Genomic DNA, 21,488 nt, shown 5'->3' with positions numbered 1-21,488 from the left:
GTGCTGACACTGCTAAAGTAACCGTCCTGCGGAGCATGTGGCGCATCAAGCCAGGGATCGAAGCATCTCACTCGACTCGTTACGATAGTAAGGCATTTAACACACTAGCGAGATGCTTCGGCTTCGTTGCACTGCGCTCAGCATGACAGATAAATAGTTTGTATAGAGACTAAAAATTAAACGAATGAAACACCAACCACACGAAAGCACGCAGCGCAGCAAAGGAGTTTTAACCTACAGCTTGTTGCTCGTGCTACTTGCCCTTTCTGCTTTCACCATCTTGCCGCAAGCTTCCAAGAAACCAACACTGTTCCTGATTGGTGATTCGACGGTGAAGAATGGCAAAGGCAAGGGCGACGGTGGCCTATGGGGGTGGGGCAATTTCCTGCCGGCTCATTTCGATACCACCCGCCTTGCGGTGCGCAACAACGCCCTCGGCGGCACCAGCAGCCGAACGTTCCGCACCAACGGCCTCTGGGACAAAGTGCAAGCGAATATCAAGCCCGGCGACTTCGTGATCATGCAGTTCGGCCACAACGACAACGGCCCGCTAGCCGATACGGCCCGGGCGCGGGGCACCATCAAAAGCAACGGCGACGAAAGCCAAGAAATCTTCAACCCCATCAAGAAGCAACAGGAAGTGGTGCACAGCTACGGTTGGTACCTACGCCAATTCATTGCCGAGGCCAAAGCCAAAGGCGCCACGGTCTATGTTTGCTCGCCCATTCCACGCAATACCTGGACTGCCGGCAAAGCCAACCGCGCCACCGCCGACTACGGCCTGTGGGCCTCCGAAGCCGCCAAGCAAGGCGGTGCCTACTTCATTGACCTCAACAAAATTGTTGCCGACAAATACGACAAGGAAGGCGAGGCGAAAGTGAAAAGCACGTACTTCAACGCCACCGACCACACCCACACCATCGAGGCCGGCGCCCGCCAAAACGCCGAATCGGTAGTTGATGGGCTGAAGAGCATCAAGAAGAACCCGCTCCTCAAATACATGGTCAAAGCATAAGGCGGCTAGTAGGTAACGGCCTGTCAACTTACGCTTGGTAGTAGACCCGTATTGTTCATAATAATGCGCCGCGCAACGGATTCAGAACTGCCTTTTCTGGATTTGTTGCGCGGCGTTGTGATGAACAAACAGCTTGTTTGGCAACAACGCGGCCGCTCAGTGGTACAGAAAACGTGGTTATTTGATTTACTGCCGACTTCTCAACACAATAGGGTCGGAGCGTAGTTGTTCTTTCTCGGGTTCCTTCTTATTTCCTCTGCATGACTATCACCTTCTTCAATACCAAGCCCTACGACCACCAATTTTTCGAAGAAGTTAATCAGCAGTACGGCCATCAGCTCCGGTTTCTGGAAGTGCCGCTCAATGCCAGCACTGCTCCACTGGCTCAAGGCACGGAGGTAGTATGCGTGTTTGTCAATGATGTGGTTGATGCGCAGGTGCTGCACCAGTTAGCGGAAAATGGGGTTCAGCTGCTGGCTCTGCGGTGCGCGGGCTTCAACAATGTGGACCTGAAAACGGCCGTCGCCCTCAACTTGCCTGTGGTGCGCGTACCGGCTTATTCACCCTATGCCGTGGCGGAACATACCTTGGCCTTGATTTTGGCGCTGAACCGCAAAACGCACCGCGCCTACAACCGAGTCCGAGAAGGCAACTTTGCCCTCAATGGCCTCATGGGCTTCGATTTGCACGGCCGCACGGTCGGTATTATTGGGCTAGGCGCCATCGGGTTGGTGACGGCCCGGATTCTAAAAGGCTTCGGCTGCCGGGTGCTCGGGTATGATGTGCAACCTAGCGCCGCTTCCAACGAGCTAGGCGTGGAGTTTACCAACCTCCCGAACCTGTACGCTCAATCCGACATTATTTCGTTGCACTGCCCCCTCACGCCCCAGACGTATCATCTGATCAACGAGGAGTCCATCAACCAGATGAAAGAGGGCATGATGCTCATCAACACCAGCCGCGGCGCCCTTATTGATGGACGAGCGGTGATTGAGGGTCTTAAGTGCGAAAAGATCAAATACTTGGGGTTGGATGTGTACGAAGAGGAAGGCGACTTATCTTTCGAGGATATGTCGGGCAAAGTCATTCAGGATGACGTGTTCATGCGCCTGCTCTCGTTCAACAATGTGCTTGTCACCGGCCACCAAGCCTTTTTCACCGCCGACGCCTTACACAACATCGCACGCATTACCCTACAGAACATCACCGACTTCGAACAAGGAAAACCGCTCGCAAATGCAGTGCAGCCCTAAGCAAAAGCTATATCGATTTAGGAAGTCAGCTAACATCCTACGAAACTGGCGCATCAAGCCAGGAGCGCAGCCGGAGTCGAAGCATTTCGTGTGCTGAAGTTGTGGTGCTACCGTCATGCTGAGCTTGTCGAAGCATCTCGCGTGCTGACATTGTGACGCTCATTAAGTATACTACACTAGCGAGATGCTTCGACTCCGCTCAGCATGACGGTCGAGCGACTGTTTAAACAGCGTTAGTCTAATTACCCCTTTTACTGCTTCAATAGCACATTAAGTTCTTTCTCGGTCACCGGAAAAACGGTGCCGTGGCGTAGGCCTTTGGGGAACTGCACTTTGTCGGATACGTCGGTCCAGGTTTGGAGGTCAGTGGATTGCACCGCGCCATATTTGTGCTCAGTGTACTTGTCGAAATATACCAGCCACTCGTTGCCGAGCTTCACAGCTGTGGGACCTTCCGCCCAATACTTGCCCGTGATGGGAGCCGAGGCTTTGCTGTACGGACCCGTAATGCTGTTGCTGAACGCCACACGCAGGTTCTTTTGGGCCGGCTCGCGGGTTTCGTCTTTCAGGAACATTACGTACCGCTTGCCGTCGCGCTGAATAGTGGCATCGATGACGTTGAAGCCGGGTTCGTAGAGCAGCTTGGTATCGGAGTAGGTTTTGAAATCCTTGGTCGTGACGTAGTAGATGCGGTGGTTGTAGGCCGCGTCGGCGGTGCTTTGGGTTTCGGGAAAGCGGCCCTTGATAGTTGTGGCCCAGTAGATGACGTAGGCGCCGGTAGCAGCATCGTAGGTGATTTCCGGGGCCCAGCAGTTGCGAGCTTCCGCTTCTTTTTGCATCACGGGCACAAACTGTTGCGCACTCCAGGTGATTAGGTCTTTGGAACTGGCGTAGCCAATGCCTTTGTCGTTCCAACTCACTGTCCATACCATGTGAAACAAACCATCTTTCCCCCGGATGATGCAGGGGTCGCGCATGAGTTTGTCTTTCGACACGGTGGGGCGCAGGAAGGTGCTGTCTTTTTTCAGGGAAGTCCAAGAGTATCCGTCGCGGCTGTAGGCGAGGTGCAGACCATCTTCGCCGTTGCCTTTGAAGTAGGAAAACACCAGCGGCTCTCCTTTCTTGACTGGCTGCTGCGCCAACGCGGGCAGGGCAGCCAAGGCAAGCCCAAAAACACCTAGCGCGGTGCAAATACGTACGGCAACTCGATAAGTGCTTCTGTGCATTGAAATAGAATGAGAGAATGAGCGAGCAAGCGCCACGTCAGGCGCTACGTCATGCTGAGCGCAGCCGAAGCATCTCGCGTGCTGAGGTTGCAAAACTAATTTAATGAGTCGAGCGAGATGCTTCGGCTGCGCTCAGCATGACAATAGTTTGGCAACGTCAGCATGCGCAACAGGCTGTTCAGGCTGGTTGCTAAGCTTTTTTAGTTGGTTATCTGAACGGAACTGTCGTTGATTTCGGATGGGTGAGTTTTCAGCAAACGGATGATTTCGGCGCCCGCTAAGATAACCGGGCCGTAGCCGTGGGCGGCGTACACATTCACGGGACGGTAGTAGTAGAATGCCGGGTCGAAGCCCATGCCAGTGCCCACGCAGGTGCCTTCCACTTGCCCTTTGGTGTTGACTTTCGTGCTCACGGCGTTCCAGGCAAGTAAAGCCATGGGACCGTAAGCCTTAGTGTCGAGCCAGCCTTTGTTGATGCCGTGCGCAATGGCGTAGGCATAAATGGCCGTGGCTGAGGTTTCCAAATAAGAATCGTTACGGTCCAGGAGCTGGTGCCAGAAGCCACTGCCGGCTTGCAGCGCCGCTAGGCTTTTTACGTGGGCCTTTAGCTGCGCTAGCATGGCAGGGCGGCCGGGGTGGTCTTCGGGTAGCACGTCCAGAATGTCAACGGTAGTCATGAGGGCCCATCCATTGGCCCGGGCCCAGTGGAACTCGGGTGCACGCTCATTTCCTGCACCCAGCCATGCATATACAACCCCTTTTGCTGGTTAAACATACGCTGCGAAAACTGCGTGTACTGCTTCACTACTTCATCGTAGTAACGCTTCTCACCGGTAAGTTTACCCATCTGCGCTAGGGCCGGAATGCCCATGTACATATCGTCGAGCCAGAGCGTGTTCGGCTGCGGACGGTTGCGGGCCAAAGTGCCATCCGTCAGCCGGAACTCCTTGGCCATGATGTAATTGACGAAGCCGTCAATCAGGGGGCGCAAATCGGCGGACAGGCCGGCGCGTTGGGCTTTGATCATGGAGGCCGTTAGGGCCCCGCCATCATCGAGGGCGTGCGGGTTCATGAAGCCGCGCATGGGCGTAGGCGCCTTCGGATTGGCGTTTTGGAACTCCTTATAGTACGGCGCCAGCTCCGACAGAAACTTAAGCCGGTCGAAGGTATAGGCAGTGTACTTTTTGTCGCCGGTTACTTCGCCGGCCAACAGCATGCCCGAGTACGTAACGCCCCATTCGTAGCTGGTTAGGCGGAAGTCGCCGGGCTTGATAACGGCGTTGGGGTTGAACTTGGCGCTGGTGCTAACAACGGCATTGGTTTGCTTATCAACAAGCTGGGCAGGCGTGGCGGCATCCAAATACGTGTACACCCGGTCCAGTACCTGCTTCACTTCCTCGGCTTTGGTTTTGCCATACGGCACCGGATAATCCGGCTGCAACAGGTGCAGCGGCGTGGTGGTGTCGTTGGCTTTTACTGGGGTCGTTTTTGCCGGGGCTTTCTGGGCCAGCAAAGGCGTGCCAACCAGCAGAGTTAATCCTAATAAACCTACTGTCAGGTGCTGAGAAGAAGTTCTTTTCATATGAGGTAAAGTAGGGTGGTAGTGAGGCTTGCGGTTCAGGTGCTGCTTAGGTTAACGCTAGTTTCCGTCGGGTTTTATCACCGTATTACGGGGGCTGTCGGCCCACACTAGCTTGTCGAGGGCATCGGGATGCGCGGGGTCGAAGGCCGGGATGTCCGATTTGAGGTACTTCGTCAAACCTAGCTTGTTAGCTTTGATGCCTTCTACCACGCACTTCGCAATTTCGTAGGCGCCGTAGGGGTTGAAGTGGGTGTTGTCGGCCAGGGCCTTCTCTTGGCCGGGGTAGGTGTTGGCGGGATAGTGTACGAAGGCTTTCATCGAGGCTTGGACTCCCAGCGCTTCGTAGAGCGTAGTGGTCATGGCGTTCAAATCAATGAGCGCCACGCCTTCTTCTTGGGCCACTTTGCGGGCCGCATCGGGGTAGTCGCCGAGGTTGTTCACGTTTTTGCCTGTTGATTCGTCGAAGTTGCGGCGGGCCGTGGACGTCACGATAACCGGAATCCCGCCCTTCTTTTTTGCCTCTCGCACGAAGAATTGTAGCCGCTCGGTGTAGGATTTGTAGGCGCCGTCGTTGGGACCTTTTTCCTTCTGGTCGTTGTGTCCAAATTCCACGAATAGATAGTCGCCGGGCTTCATCACGCTCAGCACCTTGTCGAGGCGGCGCGAACCCAGGAAACTGCCCAAGCTCAGCCCCGATTCGGCGTGGTTAGCTATGGCTACGCCTGGCTTGAAGAAGCGCGGAATCATCTGGCCCCACGCCGCCCACGGCTCATCGTCCTGGTTGACGACGGTGGAGTTGCCGGCCAGAAAAACCGTTATGGCGTTGGGCGCCGGCGTTATTTCCAGGGCGTTGAGGCAAGTGGCCGCGCCGTTGAATTCCAGGGTGAGTTTGTTGTCCCAATCCAGCTTGCCTACTTCCCGCGGCTTCAAGCCCACCGTCAGGGTGTCGTTGATGCGGCGGTTTTTGATGTTAATCGTGAAGGTTTCGGTGGTGAATTGGCCGGGCGCGGTTTCCGTCTTTTCTAGCAGCAAGCGGCGCGATTCTGCCTTCACCATCGTGGAGGTCCGCTTCTTTAAGTCGCCGAGCGTGACGGTGACATTATAGTTGCCTTCCGGCAAATCCACCGAGAAATAAAAGGGTTTGTCACTGGTCACGAAATCACCTTTTAGCGCATCCTTACCCTTGCGGTCCACGGCCGAAACGGTCGTGTTGAAGTCGAAACCGTAGCCGCGCTCCTCGGAGTACGTAGCAGATGGGAGTACCTGCCGATAACCGGGCGCTACGCTACCGGCGCCAAAATCAAACTTGTAGCTCGTCTTGCCCGACTGCGCCGCGACGCCCGAAGTAAAAAGCACGCCAAGGAAAGCGGCCGGCAGGAAAAGAGTACGGTTCATGGAAGAGTGGTAGGTGACGTCACTAAAAGTACTATCCGTCCTGTAGTCCGCCTGCCTGTACTGTCATGCTTAGGCGAGGGGCTTTTCGGAGCTAAAAACAGGTGAGTGCAGTTCGTCCGCTGAGCAGGAAACGCAAACTTCATGTAACCTACAGCCCGATAATCTAGTCTTGAGGAATTCATCAACCCGCAATACTATGTCTTCGCCTGCTGCAACCCCACGTTTGCAAAACCAAGTAGCCCTAGTAACCGGAGCCAGCTCCGGCATCGGAGCCGGAGTAGCCATAGCCATGGCCGCCGAAGGAGCCTCTGTCGTTGTCAACTATGCCCACAGCCCCGAAGGAGCCGAACAAGTGGTAGACGAAATCACGAAGGCCGGCGGCAAAGCCATTGCCATCAAAGCCGACGTAAGCAAAGAAGACGAGGTGCTGGCCATGTTCGATGAAATCCGTAAGGAGTTTGGAACGCTGCACATCCTCGTCAACAACTCCGGTATTCAGGTGGATGCGCCCCTACTGGAAATGACGCTGGAGCAGTGGCAGAAGGTAATCGACGTGAACTTGACCGGCCAGTTTCTGTGCGCCCGCGAGGCCGCGCGCGAGTTTGTCAAGCGCGGCCCGCAGCCCGAAATTTCCAAGGCTACCGGCAAGATTATCTGCATGAGTTCGGTGCACGAAGTGATTCCGTGGGCCGGCCACGTCAACTACGCCACCAGCAAAGGCGGCATCATGCAGCTTATGAAAACGATGGCGCAGGAGCTAGCGCCCCACAAGATTCGGGTGAACAGCATCGGCCCCGGCGCCATTGCCACCCCCATCAACGAGTCGGCCCGCGACACGCCCGAGGAAGAGAAGAGCCTGCTCACCCTCATTCCCTACGGCCGCATCGGCGAGCCCGCTGACATTGGCAGCGTAGCCGTCTGGCTAGCCTCCGATGAATCGGATTACGTCACCGGTATCACCCTGTTCGCCGACGGCGGCATGACTCTCTACCCCGGCTTCGCCGACAACGGTTGAGTAGAAAGCCGCAGCTTCTCACTTACAGCCATTGCTAGAAAAACTATCGAGCTAGCAGGCTAGAAGGCTAGTTCCCCTCCTCATCTGAGGAGGGGCAAGGGGTGGTTGACCATCTGCATATTAACGTCGCTAAACTACCTGTCATGCTGAGCTTGTCGAAGCATCTCGCCTGCTGACGTTATAGTGGTATTGTCATGCTGAGCGGAGCCGAAGCATCTCGCGTGCTGACGTTGTGGTGATAAAGAGTATACCACCCTAGCGAGATGCTTCGACTCCGCTCAGCATGACTGTTCTATAGGTTGTTCAACAGCCAATCAACCACTCCTAACCCTTCTCAGATGAGAAGGAAAACTAGCTTTCTAATCTTTTAGAACTAGTACTTTGCTTCTCTTTGAGAGAAGAAGAGCAGCCTTTGTCGGTACTTCATTAAAACTTAACGCCGAGCTTTTATCTTCTTGTGAATGGAAATTTTAGGGTGAGGTCCATGACGAAAGAGCAAGAACGGCAACACGAAGAACACAAGGGGAAAGCGCGCTGGCACCAATTCGGCCCCTATGTAAGTGACCGGCAGTGGGGAACGGTGCGCGAAGACTATAGCGCCGACGGGCAACCCTGGACCTACACCACCCACGACCAAGCCCGCAGCCGCGCCTACCGCTGGGGCGAGGAAGGCATCGGCGGCATCTGCGACCAGAAGCAACTGCTGTGTTTGGCGCCCAGCTTCTGGAACGGCCACGACCCTATCTTGAAAGAGCGTTTCTTCGGACTCAGCGGGCCCGAAGGCAACCACGGCGAGGACGTCAAGGAACTGTATTACTACCTCGACAACACCCCACGCACTCCTATATGCGGATGCTTTACAAGTATCCGCAGCACACGTTTCCGTACGAATGGCTGGTGCATGAAAACGCCCGCCGCGGCCGTCTGAAGCCGGAATTCGAGCTCTGCGACACGCAGATATTCCACAACAGCCGCTATTTCGACATCTTCCTCGACTACGCCAAGGCCGACCCCCTCGACATCCTGCTTCAGATAACGGTGCACAACCGCGGCGAGCAGGATGCGCCGTTGCACGTGCTGCCGCAGCTATGGTTTCGCAACACGTGGAGCTGGGGCTACGACAGTTACAAGCCCGAACTCCGCGCCACAGAAGCCGGCCAGGTGCATATCCAGCACGATGATCTGCCCGACCTTATGCTGCACTGCGAGCCGCTAGACGGGCAGATGCCGGAGCTACTTTTTTGCGACAACGAAAACAACCTGCAACGGCTCTACGGCTGCGCAAACCAAGAGCCGTACTGCAAAGACGGCATCAACGACTACCTCGTACACGGGTGGCATCAAGCCGTGAACCCGGAAAAGTGCGGTACCAAAGCTGCTGCTCATTACGTGCTGCATGTGCCGGCCGGGCAAAGCCGGGTGCTGCGGCTGCGGTTGGCTTCCCCGACGCTAAAAGACCCGTTCGCCGATTTCGAGCGCATCATGAAGCTGCGCCGTGAGGAAGCCGACGATTTCTACCAGCACTTACAAACCGACCTGCACGACATAGACGCCCGCAACGTGCAGCGGCAAGCGCTAGCCGGCATGCTCTGGAGCAAGCAGTTTTACTACTACGACGTGTGGCAGTGGCTGCACGGCGACCCTGCCCAACCGACTCCGCCCACGCAACGCCGTCAGGGCCGCAACGCGAATTGGGAGCAGCTCAACAACTTCGACGTCATCTCGATGCCCGATAAGTGGGAGTACCCCTGGTATGCTGCTTGGGACCTCGCTTTTCACTGTATTCCGCTGGCCCTGGTGGATGTGGAATTTGCCAAAAGCCAGCTTCTGCTGCTCACCCGCGACTGGTACATGCACCCCAACGGCCTGCTGCCGGCCTACGAGTGGAACCTAAGCGACGTGAATCCGCCGGTGCATGCCTACGCCACCTGGCGCGTGTACCAGATGGACCGCAAGCACAACGGCCCCGCCGATACCGCCTTTCTGCAAACCATGTTCCACAGGCTGCTACTCAACTTCACGTGGTGGGTGAACCGCAAAGACTTGAATGGCCGCAACGTTTTTGAAGGCGGTTTCCTCGGCCTCGACAACATCGGGGTGTTTGACAGAAGCGCGCCGCTGCCCACCGGCGGCCACATCGAGCAGGCCGATGGCACGAGCTGGATGGCCATGTTTGCCCTGAACATGATGCGTATTGCGCTGGAGCTGGCCAAAACCAACCCGGTGTACCAAGATATGGCCAGCAAGTTTTTCGAGCACTTCCTCTACATCGCCTACGCCATGGCCAACGTGGCGGAGTTGCAGCTCGACTTGTGGGACGACCAAGACGAGTTCTACTACGATGTGCTGCTCAACGACGACGACAAGCGCACCCCGCTGCGCCTGCGGTCTATGGTAGGGCTGGTGCCCCTGTTTGCGGTGGAAGTGCTGGAAGAAGACGCGCTGAAAAACGTGCCGCAGTTCGTGAGTCGCATGAACTGGTTTTTGGAAAACCGGCCGCTGCTGGCCACCATGGTTTCGCGCTGGCAGGAGCCCGGTAAGGGGCAAACCCACTTGCTGTCGTTGCTGCGGGGGCACCGCATGAAAAAGCTGCTGCGCCGCATGCTCGACGAGGCCGAATTCTTATCGGAATACGGCGTGCGTTCCATGTCGCGCTTCCATCAGGAAAACCCCTATATCTTCGAGCACGCCGACGGGGGCAACGACCGGGTTGACTACGAGCCGGGCGAATCTAGCACGTCTTTGTTTGGAGGCAACAGCAACTGGCGCGGCCCCATCTGGATGCCCATGAATTTCATGATTGTGGAGTCGTTGCAACGCTTCTACCACTACTACGGTCCCGATTTTAAGGTGGAATACCCAACTGGCTCGGGGCAGTACTGCACGCTGCTGGAAATCTCGCAGGCTCTCACCAGCCGCCTTACCAAGCTGTTTTTGCGCGACAACAACGGCCACCGTCCGATCTACGCCGACGACAAGCAGCTTCAGCAAGACCCCAACTTCCGCGACTACCTGCTGTTCCACGAGTATTTCCACGGCGACAATGGCAAGGGCCTTGGCGCCAGCCACCAAACCGGCTGGACGGGTCTGATTGCCAAGCTGCTGCAACCGCGGGTAGGAGAGTAGCACCTGTCAAACGAGCATACCGCTGTTGGTAATCAAAGAAATTAGCTGCGTTTTCTATCGAACGTGCAGTCGTGCTCGTCCGTAACCGATACCGTGCAACAACGCGCGCAGCGGAAGCTTCGCGCTACTTCTGACCTACGCTCCAACCCGAAGTTGGGGCTATACACTACTTCGTATGTCCGGCTGGCTTGACCTCACTACCCCGATTTCCGATGGCATGGCCTATTGGCCCGACAACGCCCCGGTCCACATCAAAAAGACGCTGAGCATCCAGCGCGGTGATGCCGCCAACGTGACGGAAATGAGCCTTAGCGTGCACACGGCCACTCACGTCGATGCCGCGCTGCACTTTCTCGATGATGGTGCCGACGTGGCCGCGCTGGACCTGAACACACTTATCGGACCGGCGCACGTGGTAGCCATTCAAGACCCACACTTCATTACGCGTGAAGAACTAGAAGGCTTGCTGTTGCAACCAGGCGAACGACTACTTTTCAAAACCCGCAACTCCGACCAGGAGTGGGCCCAAGCTCCCTTCAACCCCGATTTTGTGCGCGTCCGTGCCGATGCGGCCGAGTGGCTGCGCGAGCAAGGCGTAGTGTGCGTTGGCGTCGATTATCTGTCCGTAGGCCCCGCCGACACGCACAATATTTTGCTCAAAGCGGGCATCAGCATCATTGAGGGCTTGGCGCTGCAACACGTAGAGCCCGGCCTCTATGACCTTGTGTGCCTACCCCTAAAAATTAGCGGTGCTGATGGCGCCCCCGCCCGTGTCATCGCCCGGCCCCGGCTAAGCAGTGACGCAGTATCTATTTAAAAAGGAAAATGTCGCTCCACAAAAGCCTGGACAGTAAGTTATCATCTCCAGTTGACTAATAGTAAAGGAGGGTTAAGCCGCATTAAAACCAAGTAACAACCATCCTGCTGAGCGCCGCCGAAGCATCTCGCGTGCTGAGGTTGCAACACTACCGGTCATGCTGAGCGGAGTCGAAGCATCTCGCGTGCTGACGTTGTGGTGCTAAACTCAACGACTCGAGCGAGATGCTTCGACTCCGCTCAGCATGACGGGCTAGTTTGATAACGGTTCAAGCGAGATGCTTCGGCAAGCTCAGCAGGACTATTATTTCAGCATGACTTTCAGTGGTGTTGACAAAGGCGGCACGCTAGATGACTTAACAAATGGAAGCTAGGTTAGACATGAACGTTACGGCAAGGAAACAAAGGCTGCTTTATCAATTCAGGAAGTAGAATAACACGGTAAAAGCAGGAGTAAAACCATGACAGGTGACATTCTTAACTTAATAAGTTAGGCGTGTAAGTATTATTTATAAACTGACCATAAACCCCTTATCTACACAGCTGAACGGTAGAACCGGTGTGCGTTTCCCCACTTTCCTGAAAAAGCCTTATCATCCGTCATTATAACCCTCCTTTCCACCGGAGCCTTTTCAGGACATTCGTTGTTGCTTCCCCGTGACTGAACCAAATCCTACCCCGCGTCCCGAGCTGCTACGCGTCCCCTACGACGACTACCGAGCACTACCTGCCATTGCCAACTCCGACCTGTCGCGGCTGCGCGATGCCCTGCATGGCCGCCCACCCCGCTCCAGTAGTTCGCAGGGCGCTTTAGGCTTGGGCACGGCTTTCCATACCGCACTGCTAGAGCCCGATTTGTATGAGCCAGGTTTGCCGGGCATCAACGATAGTTTGATTTGGTGGATGGTAGATGGCGTGAAACTCAATCCGGAGCTAAGCAAGCTACTGGAAATCGGTATGCCCGAGCCGAGCTGCATCTTCACCGAGCCCACCACGGGCACCCTTTGCAAGCTCCGCGCCGACCTGATCATCGACCAGCCCGGCCAACCCTACACCATCGTGGATTTCAAAACCACCCTGGCCCGCGACCATGACCACTTCTACTCGCAGTGCACTGGCTACGATTACGACCGCCAAGCTGCTTTCTACTCCGATGCGCTGAACGCCGACCGTTTCTTGCTAGTAGGCGTGCAGAAAGTGGAGCCGTTTAGCTTGTTCGTGATTGAGGTGCCCCCGCATATGCTGGCTGAGGGACGCAGCAAATACCTGCGGCTCCTCAAACTCCTGCACCCCGACACGCTAGTGCCAAGCGCCGTTGCCGGGGCCATCCGCGAGGTGCGCGACTCGTTGCTAGGAGACGAATAGAAGCATATATAACGACACGCTCTTAGGGCCCTGTTGATAAAGTATTCGAGATTTTGCTTGCAATTGCTTAACTCGAAATTTATACTTGCGTAGACAACAGCAAAACGAATAGCCCAATGCGTCTTTTCTGCAATAATCTTCCTATTAATAACTCGAACAATAATTCGGTTCGAGCTTGGAAGGCTATTGCACCATTGGAAATATAAAATCATCAAGTGATTTTCCTTTGAAAGCCTTCCACTCACCTGGAAGGCTTTTTTTATGCCTGCTGCCCTAGCTTCTATTCTAGGGCAAGGCGCAAAAGTAAAGCAACCTAAAAAGGTTGTTGAAGAAAACAGCTGGGGGATGCGCGAAGCTCGTTGCAAAGCAAGCCAAGTGCACCCGAAACAGCGCAGGTGGGGAAGCAGGCTCGGCGGCCGTACTTCTCCACCTGTTTCTTTTTTGCAGGCAACTAGGCAGCAAGCCTTTTACGGGTTCAGGATTTGGTGGGCCGCATCGGCCCCGCTGGTAAAAGCGGCTTCCACAGTGCCAATGTAGGGCCCATCATATACACCTTCCCCGGCAATGAAAAGCGTATTGACAACCGGAGTAGCCAGCGTTGCTCGTCCTTCGCTGGCCCCCACAGTGGTATAAGCATACGCCCCAAGCGCATACGGGTCAGCAGCCCAATTGACAACGCGGTGTGCCACAAGCTGACTGCGCAAAAACGCAGGCGTGGTACCAAGCAGACTAGCCAATGAGTCCAGTGCCTGTGCAAGCAGTGTTTCGTCGGGGGTGGCACGGAGGCGAGTGGCGGCGGGGCCCGCCAGCCAGCCCGTGAGCAAGGGGCGCGGGTCGGGCAACTGCGACCACCAAGTAGGAAAGGGCGCATCCGAAAACAGAAAGCTCAAATCGGGCATCGGTTGCGTTAATTGGGGCGAGGCTTGCTGCCAGAAAGTGTCCTTGAACTCTAGCAGCACTTTGATAACGGCTCCGTAGCCCAAACTAGCCGCCGCTGCCCGGTGCTTGGGCAACTCTGGCGCAATCCGAATATAGCTCGGACTATCGGCCGGGGCTTGCCAGATGCCGAGCGGTACCGTAAGCAGCGCCTGCGCCGCTTGGAAGCTGCGCCCGTCGGTGGTGTGAACCTCAACGTGGCCGGCCTGCCACCGAATTTCTCGAACAGCAGTAGCGAAGTGGAACGTGCCACCCGCTTTTTCTACATCCGTTACCAGCCGCGCAATCAGGTTGCCGTAAGTGCCTTCGGGGTGAGGCGAATCGTCGAAGCCGCCGCCACTTAGTTCTTCGCGCAACGCAAACGAGCTAGCCCGTTGGGCATCGGCCGCGTCGTAGCCTTCGGCAAAGCGCGTTACCTGCTCGCGCATGGGGCGTACTGTTCCTCGCCGAAGTGTTCAGTAAGAAACTCAGCCAGCGGCATATCGTGGGGCAGAGCGTGCAACTGTTCGAGTAGCTGCGGCACCTCCTGAATAAAATCTTCTGATTCGTGGAGATGCCCCTTAATTACTTGGTACGTGGTACCGGTGGTGGGGAAGTTGGTTAGGTCCGCTTCGTCGAGCAAACCCCGTGTCAGGGGCACGGCGCCGTGCATAAATTCGGCTCCCGCCTCAGTAGGGGCTGAAAAACCAACATCGGTAAAGGTGTGAATCCGGCCGCCGGGGCGGTTGCGGGCTTCTAGTACTACCACGCGGCGGCCGGCCTGGGCTAGCGTACGAGCGGCATACAATCCGGCGGCGCCAGCTCCAATAATAAGCACTGTATCAGTCATACAACTTGTTTTATGCGCTAGCTACCGCCCCAAGCCGGTAAATGTTGGGGCTACGCGCAAAATTCAAGGTTCAGTGCTGGCTGCTAGCAGATTAACCCACTATAAAATTGAATAGCAGCAGTTCTTACCCATCAATACTTATAACAACTTGCATACACAAACCCTGGCAGACCCCACGAAGCGCCGCGGTAGGATCTGCCAGGGTCGAAACACAACCAACTAGTACAACTTACTTGCCCCAAAACCGGTCTTCCTGCGCCAAGTCGGCGGAGTACACAGTGGCTTGGGTGATCTGGCCGTTTTCCACGGTGTATACATCGATGTTATCGACGTCTAGCACGTCGCCGGGAGGCTGGGCGCCTTTCCAGTGCAGCAGGCAAGCCACCCGGTTGCCGTTCACGGCCATCACATCGACGGCGGTAAGCGCCAGCGTATTGGCCGACATTTCGTACATGCCGCCTACCATCTGAAACACTTCTGCTTTCGACTTTTTAGGACCCGAAAATTTGTTGTTGCCGGGTTGTAGCCACTCAACGTTGTCGTGGAGCGAGGAGGCGAATTTCGCTTGGTCGCCTTTCTGCACGGCGGTAAGGAATTCGCGGACGGTTTGCTCGGCTTTCTGTTCCATGGAGGTAAGGGGTTGGGGTGAAGAAATGAGAAAGGAAGAATAGGCAGCTTGGTGAGAAGCAACCTTGGGAGATGGTGGCGCTAGGAGGCCGTTTACAGCCACCAGCAGCGCGATAGTGAGTGTTTCCATGACAGCGAAGGTAGAGCAGCCCCTAACCGACCATCTTATCCTTGTGCGCCAACCTCTTACCATTTTACGACAAGCGTGTGCACGTCCTAGCACCAACCGATATCTTCGAAGCATGCAAGACAATCAGCAACGAGTGGCCCTGCAATTGCTAGCCTACGCCGCACAAAAAGACGTGCCCATAACCCGGCTGTGCCAACTAGCCGGCATCGAGTTTGAAGCGCTAAAGCAGAGCCAAGGCACTACTCCTACAGCCAAGCAAATGAGTGACTTGTGGCGCAACGCGGTGCATCTAAGCCGCGACGAGCTTCTAGGGCTACACTTAGGTGAAGCGCTGCAAGTAGCCGCGCTAGGCATCGTCGGTGAGCTGGTGCGTAGCAGCCGCACCGTGGGCGAAGCCCTGACGCATGCGGCCGCCTACATTCACCTGCTCACCGACTTGTTCCTGATGGAAGTGCGCCCCACGGCTACCGCGTTTGAAGTGCAGCTAGTACCCATGCCCAAGCAAGAGCACGAAGACGCGTTTGTGGCTCGGCAGCTGCGGGATGTGCTGCTAGCGTTGCTACTGCACGAAGTCAACGGGCTAGTGCTAGCCAAAATCCAGCCTCGGCAAGTACGCCTGCAAGTCAGCGCCGCCGAACTACCCGAGTACCAACGGGTACTGCGCTGCGACACGATAACCCCGGCCGACGATATAGCCCTAGTTTTCGATGAGCGTTATTGGCACGAGCCCATCCTCACGGCCAATTACGAGTTGCAGCGGTTGCTGCTCGAGAAGGCCGCTTCGGCGCAAACAACCTTCGCGGAGCGCCAACCGATAGGCACCAGAATAACCCGGTATCTGCTGGCCAATGCCAACATGGGCATCCCATCATTGGAAGACATTGCAGCCAACTTCAACACCAGCGTCCGTAACATGCAGCGCAAGCTGCGCGAGGAAAACCTTACCTACCAGCAGTTAGCCGACGACGTGCGCAAGGAATTAGCGCTGCACTACTTGCACACCAGCGCGCATCCTCTCAAAGAGGTGTCGTACATGCTTGGCTACAACGAGTTAAGCGCTTTTTCAAGGGCTTTCAAACGCTGGACCGGCCACACGCCGGGCGGCTATCAGAAGCGTAGCGCGTTGCCTGCCTGATTGATAATACATTAGGTATGGCCGGAGAAATATGAAGCATAAAGACCATCATGCTGAGCCCGCCGGAGCCATCTAGCCATGCTGCCGTTGCCACACTAACTGGTCATACTAAGCCTGTTGAAGCATCTCGCGTGCTGACCTTTCAGTGGGACCTCGCAGATATAAAGTCATGCTGAGCGCAGCCGAAGCATCTCGCTAGGGTGGTAAAGTCATTTACTACTCCTGCGTCAGCACGCGAGATGCTTCGACTGCGCCTGCGGCTCCGCTCAGCATGACGTCCCGATAGTGTTGCAGCATTAGTGCTAGATGCTTCGAATGCGTTTAGCAGGACGGTATTTTGTAAAGCCCTTGCACTTGTAGTGCCCACACAGCGTGATACGAAAAACAGATATTGCTTTAAATATTAATTTTTTTTAATATTATACAATCGTCTGGATTGCAAGAGGCTTTGGATAATCTGGATGCTGCTGACCAGTTGTGTTGATATCTAGTATTTACCGCCTTATGCCATGGCAACGCTTCCCCAAAAATATCAGTGGTTGAGAGAAGAAACTGGTCCGCGCATGATTAAAGAAGCGTTGGCCGAGTTAGGTACCGTCGAGTTGGCAGGAGCTGCCAACAACCCCACCATTATCCGTTGGGCACAAGAGACAGGCCTCAAAAGTGTCGCGCAGATGTACGTGGCCGACAGCATTCCGTGGTGCGGGCTCTTTATGGCCGTGGTGGCCAAGCGGGCGGCCAAGTCGCCGGTGAAAGACCCTCTGTGGGCGCTGAACTGGGGCACGTTTGGTGTGTTCACGAAGACACCCATGCTCGGCGACGTACTGGTGTTTGTGCGCCGCACTGCCAATGGTAGCCGCGCCGGGCACGTGGGGCTGTATGTGGGCGAAGACGAAACCGCCTACCACGTACTCGGCGGCAACCAAGGCGACTGTGTGTGCGTGACCCGCATGCCGAAACAACGCCTTTACACGGCCCGACGCCCTAGTTATAAGGTGCAACCCGCCAACGTGCGCCCCGTCCATCTGGCTGCCACGGGCGTCATGTCGCACAGCGAAGCTTAATAGGCAGGCATCAATAGTTAAGCAGACGCTCAAGCCCCAGCTACGCGTGGTAACTGGGGCTTGAACCTGATTTCAAGTAGTTAAATAGTTAGCCCTGAAACATCTGCTCGTCGGCGGAGGGGCCGTAGATAGCAGGCACGGGTACATCCAGTAGGCGCAGGTACACGCTGAGCTGGCCGCGGTGGTGCGCCATGTGGCTAATGAGGTGCCGAACAACTTCAGCCCGGGTGTTGGTCATCAATACTTGGTCGCCGTGGCGCATGGTCCAGAGCTGCTCGAAATCGTCGGGGGTGGCGATGCTAAGGGCGTCGCGGGCAGCGGCTCCATTGGTATCGAGGCGCAAGAGTAGCTCGGCAGTGGTGGTGGCAGGATGTTCCTCCTGTTCCAGAAAATGAGCCAGGTCCACCTCGGTGGTGTGGAGGGTGTGGGCAATGCCGCCCATCAGGTCGGTGATGTGTGAAGTCAAGTGCCCGAGAGTCATGGACTTGGGGTGGGGCTGCCAGCTGAAGTGCGCTTCGGGGGCACGGGCCAGCACACGGCGGGTGGTTTGCAACTCGTCGTCGAGCTCGGCTACCAGGGTCTGGGCGAGGGGGGCTAGCGTGTCGGTAAGCATGGCTGAATGGGGTTTGGTGAATGATACCCCAAACGTACTAGCCCCTACTGACAGCCCTATGTCAGTAGGAAATGCGGGTACTCAACTTTTTTTGAAGCCTTCTTTTGCATTAGCTATTCCTTCCCAAAACACTCGTAGGCGGCCACGGCCAGTTCGCGCAATTGCTGCTGCAAAGTTGGCGGCGACACCACTTTGGCCCGGCCGGTGAAGAGCAACAGCCAGCAAGCCAAACTCTGCAACTGACCCGTCAGGAAGGTCACTTCCAGCCAGCCATCGGGTAGGGTTTGCTCGTGTGCCCAACCGAAGTAATGCTTGTTTTCTTCGAAATGAGGCAAGGCTCCCGGCGCGAAGCGCACGACGGCCGGGTACTGCTGGCGCCGCTCCGCTAGCTGCTGCCAGTACGAGTGCAGCGTTTCGGGGCGGGGCGCAAACTGCTCGTCGAGGAGGCGGAGCTGCGCTATCCGGTCGAGGCGGAAGTCGCGGTATTCTTGGCGCAGGCGGCAAAACGCTACGACGTGCCAGTTCTGCCCGAAATAGATGCCAATAGGCTCGACCTCGCGCTGGGTGGGCGCGCCGTGGTAGCCCGCCCGATAATCCAGCGAAACCACCTGCCGGCTCACGATGCCCGTAAGCAGGAGTTGATGAACGTTGGCGGCCAACGGCATGGCCGTTGGCTGCGTCCGGCTCGCCAGAATAGTGATGCGCGGGCTTACTTCTTCGATATAATCCCGGTCGGTGCGGCGCAGCACGGCGCGCAGCTTGTCCATGGCGCCCCGGCTGAGCTGTGCGGTATGAGCGTCGGTGAGCTGCACCACCAGCTTTTCGGCAGTGACGAGGGCGGTGGCTTCTTCGCGCGTGAACATGACGGGCGGCAGTCGGTAGCCTTCGGCCAGGGAATAGCCAACCCCTGCTTCGCCGCACAGCGGCACGCCGGCTTCTTCTAAGGTGCGCAGGTCGCGGTAAATCGTGCGTAGGCTTACCCCAAACCGCTCCGCCAGGTCTTGCCCCTTTACCATGCGCCGGGCTTGGAGCTGTATCAGAATAGCCGTTATTCGGTCGAAACGATTCATAGCCCCAGCAAAATAGCCATTGCCAGCCAGTTTAGAGGCAGCAATGGCTAGTAAGTAGAATGCCTCGGCAGATTCACTGCTTTGGCTAATAGACGGGTTTTAACTGGCGTCGGCCTGGATATTAGTTACGAAAAAGCCTGCCGCTTCCAATGTATTCTGGATGCCATCCGCCCCTGGATTGACCCCTTGGCTTACGGCAACTTCTATTTCGCCTTGTTCGATACGGTCTACTAGCAGCCCTAAGTTCGTGAGCTGCTCGCGCGCCTCACCGATGCGCTCGGGCGTGTCCAAACCACTTACCTGCACGGTGTAGCGTAGCAATTGAGTTGGATTGATGTCGGGGCTGGAAGAAGTGGTCATAGCGCTGGTGTTTGGAGTGATAAGAGAAAAAGCAACGGGAGCGTTTCGGCGTGGCCTGTGCTAAGCTGTATGCTGAGGTGTTGTTGCAGGCGGCGCCGCAATGGAGGTAGCCGCCTTGATAGTGCCCGCCGCATCGCAATAGCAAACTACGTATTCGGGTTGCGAATCCCTAGAGATAGGGGTATGGTCGAAGTAGGGGCTGCACGCATTGCGAGCTACGCACTGCCACGCTTGCTGATGCTGGCGGCGGTAGACGTAAGCAAAGCAACCGGGTACGATTTCAAAATCTAAACGGCGACCAGCAGGAACCAAATGAAGTTGCAGAGCGGCGATTGGCCCTTGAATAGGTGTGAACATGGAGTCTGGTTGGTAGGAGAGTGGTACGCGAACAAGGCCCCAAAATAGAAGGGCAAAGACAGTAGCATCAACGACCGAAGCTGGATGTTTAGGTCCCGGATTTCTACGGGTTTCCACTTAGGCAAACCCTGATTTTTCTGCTTGGTAGAATGGATGTTCGTTTGGCTGGCGCGCGTGTTTATTCAGTGAAAAATACGGTGTAACACAAAGGCGGCAGAACGCCTGGACTGCCCTGCTAGGCTGCTAAACCCATTACCTACTCTTGCTGACACTCCTCTAAGTTGCTGCCCCCAATAAACCACAGTTCAGCTTGTTCCTCTCTTGCTCTCTTATACGCTACTCCATGCCTTTCCGATGTGCAGAACGAGGATTAGCCACTAGTCGTAAACTAAAACCTGACCGAATCCAACAACCAAAACGCTATGACAGACAACCAAAAATACGCCCTCATAACAGGGGCCACCAGCGGCATTGGCTACGAGCTGGCCAAGCTTTTCGCGCAAGACCACTACAACCTGGTGTTGGTGGCCCGCAACGAGCAGGAACTGGAAAACAAAGCCACCGAATTTCGGCAACAGTACGGAATAGAGGTGGTGCCTATCGCCCGGGACTTGTTTCAGCGCGAAGCGCCATTTCAAGTTTACGAGCAGGTACAAGGCTTAGGTATTCAGATTGATGCGCTAGTGAATGACGCTGGCCAAGGCCAATACGGTGAGTTCGTGGAAACCGATATTTACCGGGAACTGGACATCATTCAACTCAACATCGGTGCCTATGTGGTCTTAACCAAATGCTTCCTGAAAGAAATGGTAGCCCGCGGAGACGGCAAGATTTTGCAAGTATCGAGCATTGGGGGTGAGCTGCCAGGCCCGCTGCAAGCAGTGTACCACGGCACCAAGGCCTTTGTGACGTCGTTTACGGAAGCCATCCGGGAGGAAACCAAAGACAAGGGCGTAACCATCACGGCCCTACTGCCCGGCGTAACCGACACCGACTTCTTCAACAAAGCCGACATGAACCAGTCGAAGCTAGTTGCGGAAGGCAGCAAAGCCGACCCCGCCGAAGTGGCCAAAGACGGTTACGAGGCCCTGCTAGCTGGTAAAGACAAAATCATTTCGGGCCTGAAAAACAAGGCCATGGTTTACAGCAGCAACCTCATGCCCGACGATATGGTGGCCGCTAATATGCACGAGCAAGGCAAGCCCGTAGACGAAAGCAAGTAGCACTTATCTTCAGCATCTGCTACGAGTTAGTTGATAGATAAAAGAGGCTCTAGCAGATGCTAGAGCCTCTTTTGTTGTTGGGTTGGATGGCCGGTAGCCTCATTCTTGCCGCACTTAATGTTGCGCAGATGGAAGTATATAAATAAGGCTTTTTTACAACAGCCTCTTGCGCAGTAATGGTGCTTGCCTATATTTACGGCACGCTCCTTCACCGGAGCACTTATCAAGAAAGGCGGAGGGACAGGCCCTATGATGCCTTAGCAACCAGTAGAAATACCAGGTGCTAAATCCTGTTCTGAGGCGGCTGCGGCCGGTTTGGGAGAAGATAAGTTGAAAGATGCTCATCGAAAA

At 55.8% G+C, this 21,488-nt stretch carries 17 protein-coding genes, 2 pseudogenes and 1 riboswitch; of the genes and pseudogenes, 9 read left to right on the top strand and 10 right to left on the bottom strand.

Annotated features, from left to right (window positions below; genetic code table 11):
- Nucleotides 1-184 precede the first annotated feature (184 nt).
- Nucleotides 185-1,015, top strand: coding sequence for a rhamnogalacturonan acetylesterase (locus tag MUN86_RS14440; RefSeq protein ID WP_245118745.1), 831 nt, complete (start codon nt 185-187; stop codon nt 1,013-1,015).
- A gap of 260 nt (nt 1,016-1,275) precedes the next feature.
- The gene (locus MUN86_RS14435) at nt 1,276-2,268 is read left to right on the top strand and encodes a 2-hydroxyacid dehydrogenase (protein WP_245118744.1); all 993 of its coding nucleotides are present in this window, start codon (nt 1,276-1,278) and stop codon (nt 2,266-2,268) included.
- A gap of 251 nt (nt 2,269-2,519) precedes the next feature.
- Here MUN86_RS14435 and MUN86_RS14430 read toward each other — a convergent pair whose 3' ends face one another.
- The 3 genes and pseudogenes from MUN86_RS14430 to MUN86_RS14420 form a co-directional block, all read right to left on the bottom strand.
- Nucleotides 2,520-3,494 carry a glycoside hydrolase family 43 protein gene (locus MUN86_RS14430; RefSeq protein WP_245118743.1) on the bottom strand — a complete coding sequence of 325 codons (975 nt, stop codon included), beginning with the start codon at nt 3,492-3,494 and terminating at the stop codon, nt 2,520-2,522.
- 200 nt (nt 3,495-3,694) lie between these two features.
- Nucleotides 3,695-4,710: pseudogene (locus MUN86_RS14425) on the bottom strand (glycoside hydrolase family 88/105 protein).
- A 423-nt stretch (nt 4,711-5,133) separates the two neighbouring features.
- Complete coding sequence (locus MUN86_RS14420; protein WP_245118741.1) at nt 5,134-6,471, bottom strand: rhamnogalacturonan acetylesterase; 1,338 nt, start codon at nt 6,469-6,471, stop codon at nt 5,134-5,136.
- 196 nt (nt 6,472-6,667) lie between these two features.
- Here MUN86_RS14420 and MUN86_RS14415 point away from each other — a divergent pair, with 196 nt between their 5' ends.
- From MUN86_RS14415 to MUN86_RS14400, 4 genes and pseudogenes are all read left to right on the top strand, one after another.
- Entirely contained in the window at nt 6,668-7,486 is an 819-nt protein-coding gene (locus MUN86_RS14415) for an SDR family oxidoreductase (protein ID WP_245118739.1), read from the top strand.
- A 484-nt stretch (nt 7,487-7,970) separates the two neighbouring features.
- Nucleotides 7,971-10,612, top strand: a pseudogene (locus MUN86_RS14410) (MGH1-like glycoside hydrolase domain-containing protein).
- Between the two features lie 175 nt (nt 10,613-10,787).
- Nucleotides 10,788-11,429 carry a cyclase family protein gene (locus tag MUN86_RS14405; RefSeq protein WP_245118738.1) on the top strand — a complete coding sequence of 214 codons (642 nt, stop codon included), beginning with the start codon at nt 10,788-10,790 and terminating at the stop codon, nt 11,427-11,429.
- Between the two features lie 656 nt (nt 11,430-12,085).
- Nucleotides 12,086-12,793, top strand: coding sequence for a PD-(D/E)XK nuclease-like domain-containing protein (locus MUN86_RS14400; RefSeq protein ID WP_245118736.1), 708 nt, complete (start codon nt 12,086-12,088; stop codon nt 12,791-12,793).
- A 467-nt stretch (nt 12,794-13,260) separates the two neighbouring features.
- Here MUN86_RS14400 and MUN86_RS14395 read toward each other — a convergent pair whose 3' ends face one another.
- The 3 genes from MUN86_RS14395 to MUN86_RS14385 form a co-directional block, all read right to left on the bottom strand.
- Entirely contained in the window at nt 13,261-14,157 is an 897-nt protein-coding gene (locus tag MUN86_RS14395) for a flavin monoamine oxidase family protein (protein ID WP_245118734.1), read from the bottom strand.
- Nucleotides 14,142-14,558, bottom strand: a complete 417-nt coding sequence (locus tag MUN86_RS14390) for an FAD-dependent oxidoreductase (protein ID WP_245118732.1) — start codon at nt 14,556-14,558, stop codon at nt 14,142-14,144. Before MUN86_RS14390 ends, MUN86_RS14395 begins: the two co-directional genes overlap by 16 nt.
- A gap of 229 nt (nt 14,559-14,787) precedes the next feature.
- On the bottom strand, nt 14,788-15,315 hold the full coding sequence (locus MUN86_RS14385) for a nuclear transport factor 2 family protein (protein WP_245118731.1): 528 nt from the start codon (nt 15,313-15,315) through the stop codon (nt 14,788-14,790).
- Nucleotides 15,316-15,427: 112 nt separating this feature from the next.
- Here MUN86_RS14385 and MUN86_RS14380 point away from each other — a divergent pair, with 112 nt between their 5' ends.
- The gene (locus tag MUN86_RS14380; RefSeq protein WP_245118730.1) at nt 15,428-16,450 is read left to right on the top strand and encodes a helix-turn-helix domain-containing protein; all 1,023 of its coding nucleotides are present in this window, start codon (nt 15,428-15,430) and stop codon (nt 16,448-16,450) included.
- Nucleotides 16,451-16,959: 509 nt separating this feature from the next.
- Nucleotides 16,960-17,514: a TIGR02594 family protein gene (locus tag MUN86_RS14375; protein WP_245118729.1), complete on the top strand. Its 555-nt coding sequence runs from the start codon at nt 16,960-16,962 to the stop codon at nt 17,512-17,514.
- A gap of 88 nt (nt 17,515-17,602) precedes the next feature.
- On the opposite strand, the gene MUN86_RS14370 is transcribed toward MUN86_RS14375, so the two are convergent.
- The 4 genes from MUN86_RS14370 to MUN86_RS14355 form a co-directional block, all read right to left on the bottom strand.
- Nucleotides 17,603-18,127 (bottom strand): DinB family protein, encoded by a 525-nt coding sequence (locus MUN86_RS14370; protein ID WP_245118727.1) that lies wholly within the window; start codon nt 18,125-18,127, stop codon nt 17,603-17,605.
- A gap of 113 nt (nt 18,128-18,240) precedes the next feature.
- Nucleotides 18,241-19,197, bottom strand: a complete 957-nt coding sequence (locus MUN86_RS14365; protein WP_245118725.1) for a helix-turn-helix transcriptional regulator — start codon at nt 19,195-19,197, stop codon at nt 18,241-18,243.
- A 99-nt stretch (nt 19,198-19,296) separates the two neighbouring features.
- Nucleotides 19,297-19,557: a hypothetical protein gene (locus tag MUN86_RS14360; protein WP_245118723.1), complete on the bottom strand. Its 261-nt coding sequence runs from the start codon at nt 19,555-19,557 to the stop codon at nt 19,297-19,299.
- Nucleotides 19,558-19,617: 60 nt separating this feature from the next.
- Complete coding sequence (locus tag MUN86_RS14355) at nt 19,618-19,914, bottom strand: hypothetical protein (protein ID WP_245118722.1); 297 nt, start codon at nt 19,912-19,914, stop codon at nt 19,618-19,620.
- A 422-nt stretch (nt 19,915-20,336) separates the two neighbouring features.
- Between MUN86_RS14355 and MUN86_RS14350 the strand changes: the two genes are divergently transcribed.
- Nucleotides 20,337-21,137, top strand: a complete 801-nt coding sequence (locus MUN86_RS14350; RefSeq protein ID WP_245118721.1) for an SDR family NAD(P)-dependent oxidoreductase — start codon at nt 20,337-20,339, stop codon at nt 21,135-21,137.
- A gap of 217 nt (nt 21,138-21,354) precedes the next feature.
- Nucleotides 21,355-21,469, top strand: a riboswitch (SAM riboswitch).
- Nucleotides 21,470-21,488 lie beyond the last annotated feature (19 nt).

It is taken from the genome of Hymenobacter volaticus (assembly GCF_022921055.1).
GTDB lineage: Bacteria > Bacteroidota > Bacteroidia > Cytophagales > Hymenobacteraceae > Hymenobacter > Hymenobacter volaticus.
The sequence above is the reverse complement of the archived record's forward strand: the minus strand, read 5'-3'. Positions and strand labels throughout refer to the sequence as shown.

Bases quoted from the DNA above. Each gene is read 5' to 3' on its own strand.
- MUN86_RS14440 (WP_245118745.1), top strand. From the start codon at position 185: ATGAAACACCAACCACACGAAAGCACGCAGCGCAGCAAAGGAGTTTTA.
- MUN86_RS14435 (WP_245118744.1), top strand. From the start codon at position 1,276: ATGACTATCACCTTCTTCAATACCAAGCCCTACGACCACCAATTTTTC.
- MUN86_RS14430 (WP_245118743.1), bottom strand. From the start codon at position 3,494: ATGCACAGAAGCACTTATCGAGTTGCCGTACGTATTTGCACCGCGCTA.
- MUN86_RS14420 (WP_245118741.1), bottom strand. From the start codon at position 6,471: ATGAACCGTACTCTTTTCCTGCCGGCCGCTTTCCTTGGCGTGCTTTTT.
- MUN86_RS14415 (WP_245118739.1), top strand. From the start codon at position 6,668: ATGTCTTCGCCTGCTGCAACCCCACGTTTGCAAAACCAAGTAGCCCTA.
- MUN86_RS14405 (WP_245118738.1), top strand. From the start codon at position 10,788: ATGTCCGGCTGGCTTGACCTCACTACCCCGATTTCCGATGGCATGGCC.
- MUN86_RS14395 (WP_245118734.1), bottom strand. From the start codon at position 14,157: ATGCGCGAGCAGGTAACGCGCTTTGCCGAAGGCTACGACGCGGCCGAT.
- MUN86_RS14390 (WP_245118732.1), bottom strand. From the start codon at position 14,558: ATGACTGATACAGTGCTTATTATTGGAGCTGGCGCCGCCGGATTGTAT.
- MUN86_RS14385 (WP_245118731.1), bottom strand. From the start codon at position 15,315: ATGGAAACACTCACTATCGCGCTGCTGGTGGCTGTAAACGGCCTCCTA.
- MUN86_RS14380 (WP_245118730.1), top strand. From the start codon at position 15,428: ATGCAAGACAATCAGCAACGAGTGGCCCTGCAATTGCTAGCCTACGCC.
- MUN86_RS14375 (WP_245118729.1), top strand. From the start codon at position 16,960: ATGGCAACGCTTCCCCAAAAATATCAGTGGTTGAGAGAAGAAACTGGT.
- MUN86_RS14370 (WP_245118727.1), bottom strand. From the start codon at position 18,127: ATGCTTACCGACACGCTAGCCCCCCTCGCCCAGACCCTGGTAGCCGAG.
- MUN86_RS14365 (WP_245118725.1), bottom strand. From the start codon at position 19,197: ATGAATCGTTTCGACCGAATAACGGCTATTCTGATACAGCTCCAAGCC.
- MUN86_RS14360 (WP_245118723.1), bottom strand. From the start codon at position 19,557: ATGACCACTTCTTCCAGCCCCGACATCAATCCAACTCAATTGCTACGC.
- MUN86_RS14355 (WP_245118722.1), bottom strand. From the start codon at position 19,914: ATGTTCACACCTATTCAAGGGCCAATCGCCGCTCTGCAACTTCATTTG.
- MUN86_RS14350 (WP_245118721.1), top strand. From the start codon at position 20,337: ATGACAGACAACCAAAAATACGCCCTCATAACAGGGGCCACCAGCGGC.